This is a genomic window from Streptococcus castoreus DSM 17536 (genome assembly GCF_000425025.1).
Classification (GTDB): domain Bacteria; phylum Bacillota; class Bacilli; order Lactobacillales; family Streptococcaceae; genus Streptococcus; species Streptococcus castoreus.
In genome coordinates this window covers 64,932-80,987 of record NZ_AUKZ01000008.1, presented here as the reverse complement: position 1 = coordinate 80,987, position 16,056 = coordinate 64,932, and the positions used below count along the sequence as shown (strand labels likewise).

Annotated in this window: 12 protein-coding genes; 2 read left to right on the top strand and 10 right to left on the bottom strand. The window is 37.5% G+C overall.

Annotation, left to right across the window (positions count from 1 at the left end):
- Positions 1 to 6 precede the first annotated feature (6 nt).
- The 6 genes from H346_RS0103930 to H346_RS0103905 all read right to left on the bottom strand — a co-directional run bounded on the left by H346_RS0103930 (position 7) and on the right by H346_RS0103905 (position 8,114).
- On the bottom strand, positions 7 to 1,401 hold the full coding sequence (locus tag H346_RS0103930; RefSeq protein WP_027969677.1) for an APC family permease: 1,395 nt from the start codon (positions 1,399 to 1,401) through the stop codon (positions 7 to 9).
- Positions 1,402 to 1,653: 252 nt separating this feature from the next.
- On the bottom strand, positions 1,654 to 2,577 hold the full coding sequence (locus H346_RS0103925; RefSeq protein WP_027969939.1) for an ATP-binding cassette domain-containing protein: 924 nt from the start codon (positions 2,575 to 2,577) through the stop codon (positions 1,654 to 1,656).
- Complete coding sequence (locus H346_RS0103920) at positions 2,570 to 3,640, bottom strand: ABC transporter ATP-binding protein (protein WP_027969938.1); 1,071 nt, start codon at positions 3,638 to 3,640, stop codon at positions 2,570 to 2,572. The genes H346_RS0103925 and H346_RS0103920 overlap by 8 nt, the downstream gene beginning before the upstream one ends.
- 8 nt (positions 3,641 to 3,648) lie before the next feature.
- Complete coding sequence (gene oppC / locus H346_RS0103915; protein ID WP_027969937.1) at positions 3,649 to 4,575, bottom strand: oligopeptide ABC transporter permease OppC; 927 nt, start codon at positions 4,573 to 4,575, stop codon at positions 3,649 to 3,651.
- Positions 4,575 to 6,074 (bottom strand): ABC transporter permease, encoded by a 1,500-nt coding sequence (locus H346_RS0103910; RefSeq protein WP_027969936.1) that lies wholly within the window; start codon positions 6,072 to 6,074, stop codon positions 4,575 to 4,577. Before H346_RS0103910 ends, oppC begins: the two co-directional genes overlap by 1 nt.
- Positions 6,075 to 6,137: 63 nt before the next feature.
- Complete coding sequence (locus H346_RS0103905; RefSeq protein WP_027969935.1) at positions 6,138 to 8,114, bottom strand: peptide ABC transporter substrate-binding protein; 1,977 nt, start codon at positions 8,112 to 8,114, stop codon at positions 6,138 to 6,140.
- Positions 8,115 to 8,402: 288 nt separating this feature from the next.
- On the opposite strand from H346_RS0103905, the gene pbp3 reads away from it, so the two are divergent.
- Both pbp3 and H346_RS0103895 read left to right on the top strand, forming a co-directional pair.
- Positions 8,403 to 9,641: a D-alanyl-D-alanine carboxypeptidase PBP3 gene (gene pbp3, locus H346_RS0103900; protein ID WP_027969934.1), complete on the top strand. Its 1,239-nt coding sequence runs from the start codon at positions 8,403 to 8,405 to the stop codon at positions 9,639 to 9,641.
- Between the two features lie 575 nt (positions 9,642 to 10,216).
- Positions 10,217 to 11,395 (top strand): D-alanyl-D-alanine carboxypeptidase family protein, encoded by a 1,179-nt coding sequence (locus H346_RS0103895; protein WP_027969933.1) that lies wholly within the window; start codon positions 10,217 to 10,219, stop codon positions 11,393 to 11,395.
- 243 nt (positions 11,396 to 11,638) lie between these two features.
- Here the strand turns inward: H346_RS0103895 and sufB are convergent, their stop codons facing one another.
- Genes sufB through sufD form a run of 4 tightly spaced genes read right to left on the bottom strand, consistent with a single transcriptional unit; the run spans position 11,639 to position 16,035 of the window.
- A complete protein-coding gene (gene sufB, locus H346_RS0103890; protein ID WP_027969932.1) occupies positions 11,639 to 13,057 on the bottom strand; it encodes a Fe-S cluster assembly protein SufB in 1,419 nt (472 codons plus the stop codon).
- Positions 13,050 to 13,529, bottom strand: coding sequence for a Fe-S cluster assembly sulfur transfer protein SufU (gene sufU, locus H346_RS09635; protein WP_051188350.1), 480 nt, complete (start codon positions 13,527 to 13,529; stop codon positions 13,050 to 13,052). Before sufU ends, sufB begins: the two co-directional genes overlap by 8 nt.
- Positions 13,516 to 14,742, bottom strand: a complete 1,227-nt coding sequence (locus H346_RS0103880; RefSeq protein ID WP_027969931.1) for a cysteine desulfurase — start codon at positions 14,740 to 14,742, stop codon at positions 13,516 to 13,518. The genes sufU and H346_RS0103880 overlap by 14 nt, the downstream gene beginning before the upstream one ends.
- A 30-nt stretch (positions 14,743 to 14,772) precedes the next feature.
- Positions 14,773 to 16,035 (bottom strand): Fe-S cluster assembly protein SufD, encoded by a 1,263-nt coding sequence (gene sufD, locus H346_RS0103875; protein ID WP_027969930.1) that lies wholly within the window; start codon positions 16,033 to 16,035, stop codon positions 14,773 to 14,775.
- Between the last annotated feature and the right edge of the window lie 21 nt (positions 16,036 to 16,056).

Genomic DNA, 16,056 nt, shown 5'->3' with positions numbered 1-16,056 from the left:
TTTATTTTATTCTCCTTTTTCTTTTGAGTGCTTATAGCCGTATAAAATATATACTAGTGTCCCTAATATACTGCTTGTCAGAAAGGCTACCCACGTAAACAGTGTGTATTGACTCATGAACGACACGCTGATTAGTATCGAAAATAATGGTAAATAGGGTACTAAGGGCGTTTTAAATTCACCTGACTTTGGACTTCCCTCTCGTTTTCGGAGCCTGATCAGTGCAAAGGACATCATTATTAGATAGGCAAGTGTACAAATATTGACGAACTCTGCTAAACTTGATAGGGGAAAGAGACCCGCACTAATCATCGAAAATAGCCCTACAATCACTGTTGCTTTTTGGGGAACTTTATTTTTTTCGCTAAGCGTCGAAAGGAAGCTAGGCAATAGACCATCTCTACTGATGCTGTAGACAGTTCTTGCCAAAGCATAGGTCATTGAAATGCATACTGTAATTAGGGTAAAAATCGCCACTATTGAAACGTAGTCTGCTGCCCAATAAAGACCAATATACCTTAGGGAAAAGGCGACTGCATCTGAGACTGTTAATTGCGTATAATGAACAATTCCTGTCAACACCATGGTAACAACAATATACAGGACCGTAACAATCGCTAGAGATAAGATGATTCCTTTGGGGATGGTTTTTTGCGGATCTTTTACTTCATCTACTGTCATTGAGATGGATTCAAATCCTAAAAATGCAAAAAACATAACCGAGGCTCCTGCAAATATCCCTGTTTTTCCTCCATAAACCTGTCCAAAACCATACGGGGAAAAGTTAGCCCAATTATGACTATCAATAAAGAAAAGGCCTACAAAGATAAATAAAGCGAGGGCTGAAAACTTCAAAATAACTAAAAAACTATTAAATCTTAATGCGGTTTTAGAATTCATCAAAACTATTCCCGTGACGACTAGCATGACCATAATGGGTAAAAGGTCAATATACGTTCCATTTTTCGGATTGAAGGTCCCATTTAACGCAGTTGGCAAATATAGACCATAATTGGCTAATAACCCCTTTAGATAGCTTCCCCAACCAACTGCAACACTAGATACCGCTGTTAGAAACTCCATAATTATATACCAGCCGACAAGCCATGCTGGAAATTCTCCCAACGTGGCATAAACGTAACTATAGGCACCCCCATTAGAGGGAATACGTGAGGCAAATTCGGCATAAAATAGTGCAAGTATACCAATAGCTAGCGCTGAAATGATAATTGAAATCGTTAAAGCCGGACCTGCATAGGTTGCAGCTCCAATGCCAGTAATCGTAAATATCCCTGTTCCAACCATTGATCCTAGACCCAAAAATACTAAATCAGCTACTTTTAAGTGTCTAGGCATTTCCGTCCTAGGGCGATAGATCTGTTTTTTTCGAAAAATGTTCATCTAATCTCTTTCTACTTCTGGACTGTGTTTCCCCAGTTTAGCATACTTACTAATATTTGTAAATTTAATCAAATCTAGGTCTTAGTCGGTGGAAGGTACCAGAGACAAAACACCCTTTTAAAAAAGCTAAATTCCTCTTCTGAGAAACTTAGCTTCTTACATGCTTGATAAAAATACTACTCGGGAGACCCTGCTTCTGTTTCTAGCATCTTGTCTTTGATCTCTTCGTATGATAAAGCATGAACTTCTTGTTCAAAGATTTTCCTTATAAACTTCCACTTCAGCTTGATTTGCCCAAACAAAATGATTTGGGATAATCTCAACCATTGATGGTTTATCTTCAGAATAATCGTGACAATCTGGGTCATAGACGATAAGTTCTTTTTGACGTTCTAAAATCGGGTCTGGAATAGGAACCGCCGAAAGCAACGATTTGGTGTAAGGATGAATAGGATGATTGAATAATTCTTCGGTTTCTGCAACCTCAACAATAACACCTTTATGAATAACTGCGATACGGTCTGAAATAAAACGAACAACAGAAAGATCATGTGCGATAAAGAGGTAGGTCAGCCCTTTTTCAATCTGCATTTTTTTGAGTAAATTTAAAACCTGTGCACGAACAGAAACATCCAAAGCGGAGATTGGTTCATCAGCAATAACAAATTCTGGATCCATAACTAAGGCTCTAGCAATTCCAATACGTTGGCGTTGTCCGCCTGAAAACTCATGAGGATAACGTGTTAAATGTTCCGACAACAATCCCACTTCAGTCATCATGCTTTTTATCTTTTCTTGACGCTCCTTATCCGTCTTAAACAAATTAAAATTGTAAAGACCTTCTGAAATGATGTAGTCAACAGTTGCACGTTCATTCAAACTTGCGGCTGGATCTTGAAAAATCATTTGGATTTTACGGATCAAGTCACTTGTTTCAGCCTTAGAGATCTTACCATTAATAACTTTACCATCATAAAGAATTTGACCTGAACTGGTCTCATTTAAACCAATAATCGCCCGACCGATAGTTGTTTTTCCACTTCCTGATTCACCAACAAGAGAGAAGGTCTCTCCTTTTTTTATGAAGAAGTTAGCATTCTTGACAGCAACAAATTTTTTCTTTCCTTCTCCGAAGGAAATCTCTAGGTTTTTGACTTCAACTAATTTTTCAGACATTTCCTTCCTCCTGCCGTGACATTTTAGCTAAGATTTTTTGGTGCAAATCTTGAATAACAGCCGGCTTTTGAACTTTTGGGGCATCGGGGTGTAATAGCCAAGTCTTTGCCCAATGAGTATCAGAAACATTAAATACTGGTGGTCTTTCTTCAAAATCTAAAACCATCGCATACTGAGATCTCGGCGCAAAAGCATCCCCCACAATTGGTTTATATAATGATGGAGGTGTTCCTGGTATTGAAAAAAGAACTCCTTTTTCATCAGCTAACTGCGGTAGGCTAGACAATAGACTCCAAGTATAAGGGTGATGCGAATCATAGAATATCTCTTCAACTTTTCCATATTCAATAATTTCCCCCGCATACATAACGGCAACTTTATCAGCAATGCTTGCCACAACACCTAGGTCATGGGTGATAAAGATAATAGTAAAATGATATTCCTTTTGAAGAGACTTCAACAATTCAATAATTTGTGCTTGAATAGTCACATCCAAAGCTGTTGTCGGTTCATCACAAATAAGAATATCTGGGCGACAAGCTAGAGCAATAGCGATAACAATGCGCTGACGCATCCCTCCCGAATACTGAAAAGGATATTCTTTAAAACGTTTTTCAGGGTCTGGTATGCCAACTTTCTCCATATAATCAATGGCAAGTCGCTTAGCTTCCGATTTAGAGGTTTTTTGATGTTTGATAATAACTTCAGTTATTTGGCTTCCGATCGTTTGGATAGGATCTAAACTAGTCATTGGATCTTGGAAAATTGTTGCAATTTTAGCACCACGAATACCTTCCCAATCCTTGTGTTTCTTAAATTTCGTCAATTCTTGACCACGATAATTAATTGTACCTGAGGCCACACGACCATTAGATTCTAACATACCTGTAAAGGCCTTTGTTAAAACTGACTTGCCAGACCCCGATTCACCAACAACAGCCAGAACTTCACCTTCACACAATTCAAGAGAAACATCACGAATAGCTGTTAAAACACGATCACGGACATCAAACTCCACAACAACATTTTTAGCACTTAGTATAATTTTTGGTTTTTCAGTCATGATTTCTCCTATCTATGTGTTCTCGGATCACTAGCATCAGCTAGATTTTGTCCTACAATGTATAAAGGTAAGGAAACAAGAATAAGAGTAGTCAATGGAATCCAAAATAGATAAGCATTGGTTGTCAAGTTGTTTGAATAATTAGAAATCAATCGCCCTAAACTCGGCTCTGAAATTGGTAAACCAAGACCAAAGAATGACAAGAAAGCTTCTGACGAGATGTAGGATGGCAATAACAGAGATAGCATTGACACAATAACTGAAACCAATTGCGGCAACAGGTTTTTAGTGATAATTTTATAAGTTGGTGTCCCTAGAGTTTGACTAGCCAAATTATACTCTAAATCACGATAACGCAAAATCTGTACGCGAATAGAATAAGCAATTCCAATCCACCCTGTTACACAGAACGCAAAAATCAAATTCCAGAATCCTGCACCAATTGAATAGGTTAAGACAATGATAATAAGCATTTGCGGCAGGTTAGATACAATGTTGTAAACTTCAATCATGATTTTATCAACAGCTTTTGAGACACCCCAAAGACCACCAATAACAACACCTATAATCATATTAATAACAGTCGCAATAACTGAAATTAAGATCGAATTTCTAGCACCATACCAAACACCATCAAAGAGTGATTGCCCATTTATATCAGTTCCGAACCAATACTGTGCATTAGGTGCAATATAACGTTTAGAGAAATCGTTAATATCACTGACATCTCCAAAATCATAGTTCGCAAACATCGGATAAATAAAACTCATTAAAATAATGGCAATTAAAACAGCTAACATCAAAATTGTAGATTTCCGAGAAAAAAACTGTCTAAACACCGATTTCCAATAAGAGTAAGCAGGAGCGTCAATGGCTTCCGATGCATAGCTATCTAGTTCAACAAATTTGAATTTATTTTTATCAATGGTTGCCATCACTTACCTCCTTTACTTGATAATTTTATACGTGGATCCAACATTGTCATAAGAATGTCACCTACTAATAATCCTAATATGGATAAAACAGCAAAAATAAAGACAAGTCCTACAACCATAGAATTATTAGCCGACTTAATGGAATCAATCAACATCTTACCCATACCCGGAAAAGCAAAAACAGTTTCCGTTAAAGTCGCACCAGCAATTGTTCCGACAATGGACTGTGGAATTCCATTAACAACTGGAACCATGGCTTGCTTAAACAAATGATTTTGGGAAATTTCCATTTCTGAAAGTCCTTTTGCTCGTGCAAATCGAACGAAATCACTTCCTTGTAAATCAACAATATAGCGACGAAACCAAACAACAGTACCGGGTGTTCCTAAAATTCCTAGAATAAGAGCTGGCAGAACATAAGAACGAGCATCATCTGCACCTAATAATGGGAAAGTATCTGGAAATCCAAGTTTAGATCCAACAAATCGAACAATATAAATCAGGGCAATACTCGGCAAAGCTAACATAAAGGTCGTTGCCGCTGTTGAAAAACGGTCAAACCAACCATTTTTATAATAAGCCATAAGCATTCCAATTGGTAAGCCAAAAAGATATGACAAAAGAACCCCGATAATACCAATTTTAAAGGAATTACCAATCATAGATGGCTCAACATAATTGTTTTGGGTTTTAGTATAAGCATCTCCCTTACCAAAATTGGCAATATCTCTACTATCTAGGGTGCTTGGCGATCTATATGTTCTAGAATAAATATCAATGGCTGATAATTTTGTTTTTCCAGTCGGGAAAGTAACTTCTTTTTGAAGTGTTTTCCCTTGTCCTTGTGTAATAACTTGAACAACTGGAATATTAGCGTAAGTAGGGTAAGAAATTCCCAAATTAAAGGTGATAACATTTTGATGAACAAAAGGAAATTGTTTGTTAAAGTAAACTAAGTATTTATGCCTAGTACCCGATCCAACCAAAGCTGGACCAACTGACGGATCAATTTCAGGTCGAATATACCGCTCTAAGTTTGGATTTTTAGGGTCTTTAATTTTCCATGGATGATCAATAACAACTAAACCACTAAAAAAGTTCCATACCCGCTCGTAAATCGGAATGTGTCTAACCGCATAAAATTCTTTACTTTCTGTAAAACGACCAAGCTTCCAACCATTACCTATTGAGTTAATGTATTTTTTATAAATTTTCTCATTTGCTTTCGTCGGGGCTGTTGTCACAGAAGAATCTATCTTAGAAGCTTTAGCTTGTAATTCCTTGGTATTGTAATAAGAAATATACCCCATATTGTTAAAAATTGTATTTTGATAATTGGTTTTCTTATCAGGTGTTGTTACCATTTTATTATAGTTAGGATCTTGCTTAAAAATCAGACTTGTTGGCACCAAGGTAAAAACGATCGCATAAGTTAATGTCGTTACCAACAAAATTGAAATTAATGACCTTAGTATACGTTCAAATATATATTTTTTCATTATCGTCCCCAGTAGTTCAAAAGAACTTCCTCCTCAAAGAGAAAGTTCTTAATGAACGTTAATTTATTTTTCAACATGCTTTTCGAGGGAATCGTTGTACTTTGCATTAGATTTTTCTTTTGCTTTTTTCCACTCAGCCAACGCTTTATCGTACTGCTTTTTAGTTACAGGTTTATCCTGTAATTTTAAATGCTTATAGTATCTATCAGACTTAATTCCCGACCATCCAAATGCTTGTGAAAACGGCACTGCTTTAGAAACTCGTGGTGTCCCTCCAAGTGAAATAGTAGGGATATAAACTGCAGAATCTGTGAGCGCTGCTTGGGCCTTAGCATAAGCAATATAGCGCGCCTTGACATTATCGGTAATCTTGCTTGCTTCTGTAACTAATTTTGTAAATTCGTCTAGCCCAGCTGCACTAGCAATTGCTGCATCCTTACCTGGTTCAAGTCCGATATTTTTCGTTTGTGAATTTGAAAGCATTGGATTGAATATGTCTAAATAAGACGACGGATCAACATAATCAGGTGACCAACCACTAGCTGTTGTAATGTCCCAATCATTTTGAGCAGTTGTTTCTGCCAAATAACTAATATTATTGTAGGTATCTTCTTGTAATTCAATCAAATCAATAACCACGTTATCAGTTCCTAAAGTTTTCTCAATAGACTGCTTCAGTGATTTTGCCTGCTGTAAGAGAACTGATGCTGTTTGACTGACTGGATAGTCAATATGAATTGGGAATTGCACACCTTCTGCTTGCAGTGCTGCCTTTGCTTTTTCAAATGCTGCTTTCGCTTTTTCTGGGTTATAAAGCCCATCTTGTGCATCAGCTAATTTGACATTTTTCCACTGACTTCCATAGGTTTCCAAGTTCTTTTCAACAACATCACCGAAATTTTGATGATCAATTTGGACGAAAGCTGGCGGCACAAGTGTATTACGAAGAGATTTATTGGCAGCTTCTTTACCTGCTGATTGTGCTTGATATGACATTCTGTCAAAACCGAATGCCAACGCTTGACGGAAGTCTTTATTTAAAATAGCTTTCTTAGTATCTGATTTTTGGCTATCTGAAGTTTTCTTGGTGTGATTATAAGCCGTACGATTCAAATTGAAAGTTGCATAATATGTAGTAGCATCTTGTTGTCCGTAAGTAATGCTGTCACCATATTTTTTCTTAGCAGTCTTGTAAGAAGGGGTTGTTGGGAACAATCTTGCTACAGAATAAGCACCATCATCAAAATTCCTAAACAATGATTCTTGATCCTGACCATCATAATAAGTCAACTGCACACCATCAACGTGGACATTTTTCGCGTCCCAATAGTTTTTATTCTTAGAAAATTCAATAGAAGATTTACTTGTTAAGGATTTAATGAGAAACGGTCCATTATACAATATTGAGGATGGGTCCGTTGCCTTACCAAAATCCTTACCTTTTGATTTTAAGAACTCAGCATTTACTGGGGCTAGCACACCATAAGTTAATTTTGAATTCCAAAAACTTTCTGGCTGACTAAGGGTATACTGAACGGTACGTTTATCGATAGCTTTGACACCAACTGTCGAAAAGTCTTTCGTTTTTCCTTCTATATAGTCGTTTAAACCTTTAACAGAATTTTGAACGAGGTAAAGAGCATCTGAATTAACATCTGCGGCATGTTTTAAGCCAGTTACAAAGTCTTCGGCTGTCACATCTGCATACTCTTCTCCATCAGATGTAAACCACTTGATCCCATCTCGCAATTTATAGGTATAGGTCAAACCATCCGCAGAAACAGTCCAATCTTTTGCAAGGGATGGGACGAGATTTCCGTATTTATCATTTTCTAAAAGACCATCAATGCCATTAGTTGTCACATCACTTGTTGTGGCACGAGCCGTCGCAAGATAATCCAAAGTATTTGGATCAGTGGAGTACACATAATTATAAACTTTTGATCCACTGTTTTTACTTGAGTTGCCACCACAAGCTGTTAAGGCAGATAGCGATAACACGGCAACACCTAGAGTTGCTAACCATTTACTTTTTTTCATACAATAGTCACCCCTAAACTTTATTTTTCATTTTTTAACTAAGTGTCAAATGAAATCGGTTAATTGAGGCTATTATACCATAAAATTTTCTTAAAGAAAATATGGCGACAAAAATTATCTGAATATTTAGTAGAATTTTCGCTATATCCCCCCTCTTTTTACCCTAGAATCATTCCGTTCTTAATTATCGGCGTTTTATGATTTCATGTTTCTAGTGAATCTCTTATCTACGTTGGAAATAAGATATGTTATAATTAAAAAAATGATTCTAAGTAAGGACGGTTAACTATGTTCAAACGTTTGATTTCTCTTTTATTAATTGGCTTAGCGTTTGGAGCTATTCCTGTTAAAAGTGAAGAATTTTCTATAGCGGCTAAACACGCTATTGCGGTTGACCTTGACAGTGGTAAAATCTTGTATGAAAAAGAGGCTAATGAAGCTGTTCCAGTCGCTTCCATTAGTAAAGTATTGACGACTTATTTAGTTTATAAAGAAATTGCTAATAAAAAATTAAGTTGGGACAGTCCGGTAACCATCTCAAATTACCCTTACGCACTGACAACCAATTATAATATCAGCAATGTTCCTTTAGATGCTCGAAAATACACTGTTAAAGAACTTTTAAAGGCTCTTATTGTGAGTAATGCAAATAGTCCAGCTATTGCTCTAGCTGAAAAAATTGGGGGAACCGAGCCAAAATTTGTAGATAAAATGAAAAAGCAGCTAAAAGAGTGGGGAATTTCTGGCACTAAGCTGGTCAATGCAACGGGTTTACCAAATCACATTCTTGGAGACAATAGGTATCCCAATTCAGAATCCGAAGATGAAAACTTATTTAGTGCTACCGATTTAGCTATTATCACCCGACACCTGTTATTAGAGTTTCCAGAAGTTTTAAAATTATCAAGTCAAAGGTCAACTGATTTTGCTGGTCAAACCATTTATAGTTATAACTATATGTTAAAAGGAATGCCCTACTATCGGGATGGGGTGGATGGTCTCTTTTTGGGGTATTCAGATAAGGGAGGCTCTTCTTTTCTGGCAACCAGTATTGAAAATAGGATGAGGGTGATTACTGTCGTCTTAAATGCTGAACAAGGTCAAGAGAATGATCTCACTGTTTTTAGGGCTACCAACCAACTGCTCCAATATATTCTGACTCACTTTCAAAAAGTTCAACTTCTTGAAAAAAACAAAACAAGCCGGCTTAAAGCACTGTCCGTACTAGATAGTTCTGACAAAAAGATAAATCTGGTCCCAACAGAACACTTATCTCTAATCACATCAAGCAAGAGCAAACTAAACAAAGCACTTCATATCACTAAAAAATCAGACACACTAATTGCACCACTAAAAAAAGGACAGGTTTTAGCTAAAGCAACACTTCAAGATAGTCATCTCATTGGCAAGGGTTATATAGGTAACCCTCCTTCTGTAGACCTCGTTGCAGAAAAAGATGTTTCTCAAGACTTCTTCTTGAATGTTTGGTGGAATCGCTTTGTCCGATACGTCAACAAATATTTATAGTCTCAAATTGACAAAGAATGATTGAACAATTTCTGTCAATCATTTTTCTTTCCACAAATCAACTAAAAATTCCTATAATGCTACTAGGAATAACATCTCTAAGTGTTTGTCTCATTTCTCTCTTTTTCATAAAACTCTAAAAAGAGAAAATTATATTCTGATACCTTTCTTCTATAATCAAAGGTCAATAGTGTTTTGAATTTTCAATAATAATCGTGCTACTCCAAATCTTTTTCTAGTTTTTAATACTTTAAATTTTAATGATTCGCTAAACCGTCAGTTAACATTCAAATTTACTCGTCACTGAACATGACCTTTTAAAACCATTTCTCTTTTAACTTTAACTGATTAATATCTAGTTTCACTAAGACTCTATTTCCAAAAGAATGCCTAAATTTTCAAAAAACTTAATAAACTAAGCTTGTTAAATCCGATGTCATTAACAAATAAAGGGAAGAGTAATGCCATTTTAAACCACTTGTTCTAATAAAATATTAACAATTTTTAAAAAAACTTTTCATTGCATTGTTGAAATGATATAATGGGGTGCACTATATTTTTAAAGGAGCTTGAAATTGACCAAAAGAATTGTACTAGCCGTTTTCACCTTGATTTGCTTTTTAGCAATGCCTGTTAGTCATGCTGAAGATATTATGGACATTACAAGACGGGCTGGCTACACAGTTAAAGACATTAATCGTCCCAAGGCTTCCATTGTCGTTGATGCAAATAGTTCAGATATTCTTTGGCAAGATAATATTGATATTCCTAGAGATCCCGCTAGCATGTCTAAAATGTTTACCCTCTACATCCTATTCGAAGAAATGGCTAAGGGGAAAATCACTATGGAGACAACCGTCACAGCTACTAAAACGGATCAAGCTATTAGTAAAATTTACGAAATCAGTAACAACAATATTGTTGCCGGGGTTGCCTATCCTATTCGTGATCTCATAACAATGACCGCTGTTCCATCGTCAAATGCAGCAACTGTTATGATTGCCAACTACTTATCTAATAACGATGCTTCTGCTTTTATTGATCGCATCAACGCTACCGCTAAGAAACTTGACATGACCAATACGTATTTTTCAAATGCTAGTGGTGCGGCTGCGCAAGCCTTTCAAGGTTATTATAATCCTACTAAATACGATTTGTCCGCTTCAAATGTAACGACTGCTCGTGACCTCGCTAAGCTACTCTATTCTTTTTTGAAAAAATACCCAAAGATTCTTGAGTTTACGAATCAGTCTGTGGTCCGTACAATGGTCGGAACCCCTTACGAAGAGGAATTCCATACTTATAACTATTCTCTTCCAGACAATAAATTCGGGATGAAAGGAGTTGACGGTCTAAAAACCGGATCTAGTCCTAGCGCTGCATTCAATGCCATGGTAACGGCTAAGCGTGGAAAAACGCGTCTCATTACCATTGTTATGGGAGTGGGAGATTGGTCAGATCAAGATGGTGAGTATTATCGCCATCCCTTTATTAATGCGCTTACAGAAAAAGGCTTTGCTGACATAAAAAAACTGACTAAGTCTGCTCGGAAAAAGCAAGAAAAATTAGTCCCTCAAAAAGAGGAAACGGCTCTACCTAGTCAGCATCGTGTTAAGGCAAGCAAAAGTTGCTCTGTCTTAGAGAGAGTTGAAAATTTTATTGATCACAACCATACATTTCTTTGGATCTGTCTGGCAGTATTTATCATTATTATTGTCTTGCTCACCCTTATCGCTTTTATGATGGGACGCTAATGACAAGCCACTTAGAATTCCTTTGTTTCCTTTAAACGGGCAAGGGAATTTTTTATCGTCCCTTACACAAATTAACTGAGATAGGTAAAGAGTCATATCTTGATTTTAAATAAGGTTTCAATTCATCAATACATTTTTTGAGACTATCGATACAACTAAAAAAACTAACCTTCTTGGTTAGTGCCTCAATTATTGAAATCCTATCCATGAGGTTTTCCGGATGGATAGGAGAAAACAAATCAATTAACCAACCGAACCTTCCATCTCATAGGAAATAAGACGATTTAATTCAACAGCGTATTCCATTGGCAATTCTTTGGTAAATGGTTCGACAAATCCCATAATAATCATTTCAGTCGCTTCACCCTCTGACAACCCACGACTCATTAGATAGTAAAGTTGCTCTTCAGAAATCTTAGACACTTTCGCCTCATGTTCCAGAGAAACCTGTGAATTGTGTATTTCATTGAACGGAATGGTATCTGATTTGGAAATATCATCCATTAAAATGGTATCACATTCAATATGAGAAACTGATTTTCTAGATTGTTTGTTAAACGTGACTTGTCCACGGTAATCAACTTTCCCACCACCTTTAGCAATTGATTTTGAGACAATTGATGATGATGTATGGGCGGCATTGTGAATCATTTTAGCACCAGTATCCTGATGCTGCCCTACATTTGCAAAAGCAATTGATAACATGGTGCCACGTGCACCTGGTCCGTCAAGGTAAACAGAAGGATATTTCATGGTGGTTTTGGCACCAAGGTTGCCATCAATCCACTCAACGGTTGCATTTGAAAGGGCACGTGCACGCTTAGTTACTAGATTGTAAACATTGTCAGACCAGTTCTGAATGGTAGTATAGCGCATATAAGCTCCGTCAAGGGCGAAAATTTCCACGATAGCAGCATGTAAACTATTGCTTGAATAAGTGGGTGCTGTACAACCTTCAACATAGTGAACACTTGCACCTTCATCTACAATGATTAACGTGCGCTCAAACTGACCTGTATTTTCGTTGTTAATACGAAAATAAGTTTGCAAGGGGATATCAACTTTGACTCCTTTTGGAACGTAAATAAAGGTTCCTCCAGACCAAACTGCTGAATTGAGAGCTGCTAACTTATTATCTGTAGGTGGAACAAGTTTAGCAAAATACTGCTTAAACAAGTCAGGATATTCTTTCAAAGCGGAATCTGTATCTGTGAAAATAATTCCTAATTTCTCAAATTCCTCTTTCATGTTATGGTAGACTACTTCAGATTCATACTGGGCAGATGCTCCCGCAAGATAGGCACGCTCTGCTTCAGGAATACCGATACGCTCAAAGGTTTCCTTAATTTTATCTGGAACATCATCCCATGATCGAGCTGGTTTATCCGAAGCTTTTTGGTAGTAGATAATGTCATCAAAATTAATATCTGACAAATCAGCTCCCCAAGTCTGCATCGGCATTTTATTAAAGGTTTCAAGGGACTTTAATCGAAAGACCAACATCCAATCAGGTTCATTTTTAGCAGCCGATAGTTCTCGCACGATTGCTTCATTCAGTCCTTTTCCTGTTGAATAAATCGGCTCAACATCATCATGAAACCCAAATTGATAGTCTCCTAAGTCAATTGGCTTTGGATCTACTTTTTCATTTATATCAGACATGTTTAGCTCCTTTACATTTTAATCGGTGACACATTTCGTTCTCCTCACTTCTTTGAATGGCTTCTTTTAACGCATTCCAAGCTAGAGTAGCACACTTAATTCGTTGTGGAAATTTTGCCACTCCTGCTAATAGTTCGGCTTCTCCAAGTTCTTTTTGTGCAGACTCCTCACTCCCTTGAACCATATTTGAAAAAATATCAGCCAAAGCTAAAGCTTCTGTCTTACTCTTTCCAAGAACGGCATCTGTCATCATACTTGAAGAAGCGGTGGAAATCGTGCAGCCATTTCCCGCAAAAGCAATATCTTCAATTTTATCCTCATCAAATTTAACCGTCAAAGAAATCACATCTCCACAAGTAGGATTATTGAGTTGGACAGCTTCGATACCGTCAAGTTGCCCGTAATGATGTGGGGACTTCGAATGTTCCGCTATGACAGCCATGTAAAGGTGGTTCAATTTAGAAAGCGCCATTGAAAAACTCCTTTGCTTTTTGAATTGCTTCAACCAAGCGGTCACAATCTTCCTTTGTATTGTAAATATAGAAACTTGCTCTAACCATCGCATGGATACCCAGATTTGTTAAAAGAGGCTGAGCACAGTGATGCCCTGCTCGAACTGCAACACCTTCATAATCTAAAGCCATTGCCAAATCATGTGGATGCAGACCTTCTAAATTAAAAGCGATAACACCTGTACGATGTTGGGGGTGACTCGGTCCATACACTGTCAACCCGTCAATAGCCTGCAACTTTGGTAGGACATAAGCAACAAGATCAGCCACGTGTGCATGAATTTGATCCATGCCAATTTCTTGAAGGTAAGAAATAGCTGCACCAAGACCAATTGCTCCAGCAATGTGTGGTGTTCCTGCCTCAAACTTCCAAGGTAATTCTTTCCAAGTCGCCTCTTGCTCGTAGACAAAATCAATCATTTCTCCGCCAAATTCGATAGGCGCCATCTGATTTAAGAGGTCCTCTTTTCCATAGAGAACACCTAAACCGGTTGGTCCTAGCATTTTATGAGCTGAAAATGCGAAGAAATCACAATCCAAATCTTGAACATCAATACTCATGTGAGGCACTGATTGAGCGCCATCAACGACCAAGTAGGCACCTTTACCATGTGCTAGCTCTGCAATTTCTTTAATTGGATTGATACAACCTAAAACATTCGAAACGTGCGCTAAACTAACAAACCTTGTTTTCGTCGTTAACTTATTTGACAGGTCATCCATATCTAGCTGTCCGTCTTTTAAATACACATAAACTAACTTTGCTCCTGTTTTTCGACAAGCCTGCTGCCAAGGGATGATATTCGCATGATGTTCCATAATAGAAATCAAGACTTCATCTTTTGGTGTCAATACCTGTTCTGCAAACTTAGCAACCCAATTAAGACTGGTAGTCGTTCCTCTAGTAAAAAGAATTTCTTTACTCGAACGAGCATGAATAAAATCTGCAACCTGTTGACGGCTAGCCTCATATTTTCGAGTTGCTCGTTCAGCTAGGGTATGGATCCCACGATGAACATTAGCATTATCTTTTTGATAGTAGGTCTGTAGTGCTTCTAAAACAGCTTGTGGCTTTTGAGTTGTTGCTGCGTTATCCAAATAAACAAGAACCTCATCATTTACCCTTTGGTTTAATAGCTTAAAATCTTTTTTGATGTGATCTGCTTGTAGCAATGATAACCTCTTTCTTTTTTTACACAAGACTTAACGATGGTTCAACTTGTCATCTAAAACGTTGATAATCTCTTTACGAACAGATGAAATTGGAATCTCAGCAATAACTGCCCCAAGAAATCCTCTAATCACTAAACGCTCTGCGGTTTCCTGATCGAGCCCACGGCTCATTAAATAATACAGATCTTCCGGATCAACCTGTCCAATCGAAGCTGCATGACCAGCTGTAACCTCATTTTCATCAATCAAGAGAATTGGATTTGCATCTGCTCTGGCTTGATCGGATAACATCAAGACACGACTTTCTTGCTGGGCATCTGCCCCCTTTGCCCCCTTAATAATATGACCAATCCCATTAAAAGTTAACGTTCCACGTTCCAAGATAACCCCATGTTGCAAGATATGACCAACAGTGTTTTGACCGTAATTTGTCACACGTGTATCAATCCCTTGTACCTGACGACCACTGGAAGCTGCAACAACTTTTAAATCAGCTTGTGCTCCTTGACCGATCAGGTCGCTATCAAAGTCTGCTATTACGTTTCCTTCATTCATGACAGAGAGTCCCCAGTCAATTCTTGCATCTCTATCCAATCGTCCACGACGACTAATATAGGTTGTCACTGATTGGCCTAGACGGTCAATGGCTGTAAACTTAATATGACTGCCTCTATGTGCAATCACCTCAACACTAATATTAGCGCTGGCTTTCTGACTCGTTTTACCAATCGACTCAAAACGTTCTAAATAAGTGAATTTACTTTCTTTTCCAGCAATCACCAGAACGTGTTTATTAAACGGAACTTGGCTGTCGCTATCCTGTAAGAAAATAGCTTCGATTGGCTCTTCAATTTCTAAATAATCTGGAACATAAAGCACCGCTGCACTGTTGAAATAAGCGGTGTTGTAGGCAGCTAATCGATCTTCATCAAATGCTAAAGCTCGACCAAAATGAGTCTGAATAACCTCCGGAATTTCTTCAAGAGCAGTGTAAAAATCTGTAAAAACAACTCCTCGATTAACCAAGTCTATCGGCACCTGTTCAAGAATAGTTTGGGTCCCAATTTGAACCAGCTTTGGATTATCACCGAGAGCTGTAAAATCCGGAATATTAGCTGAATAATCATTTTCAGTAATCGTTCCATCACCCAAATGCCAACGATGAAATTTAACACGTTCAATTGCCGGAAACTCTAACTCTGCCATTTTATCAAAAGCTGTCAAACGCCGCTCTTGCAACCACATTGGCTCTGCTTTAGCTTGCGAGAAAGTTAAAATAGATTTTCTAGACATTTGTACTCCTTTTTTCTCTAG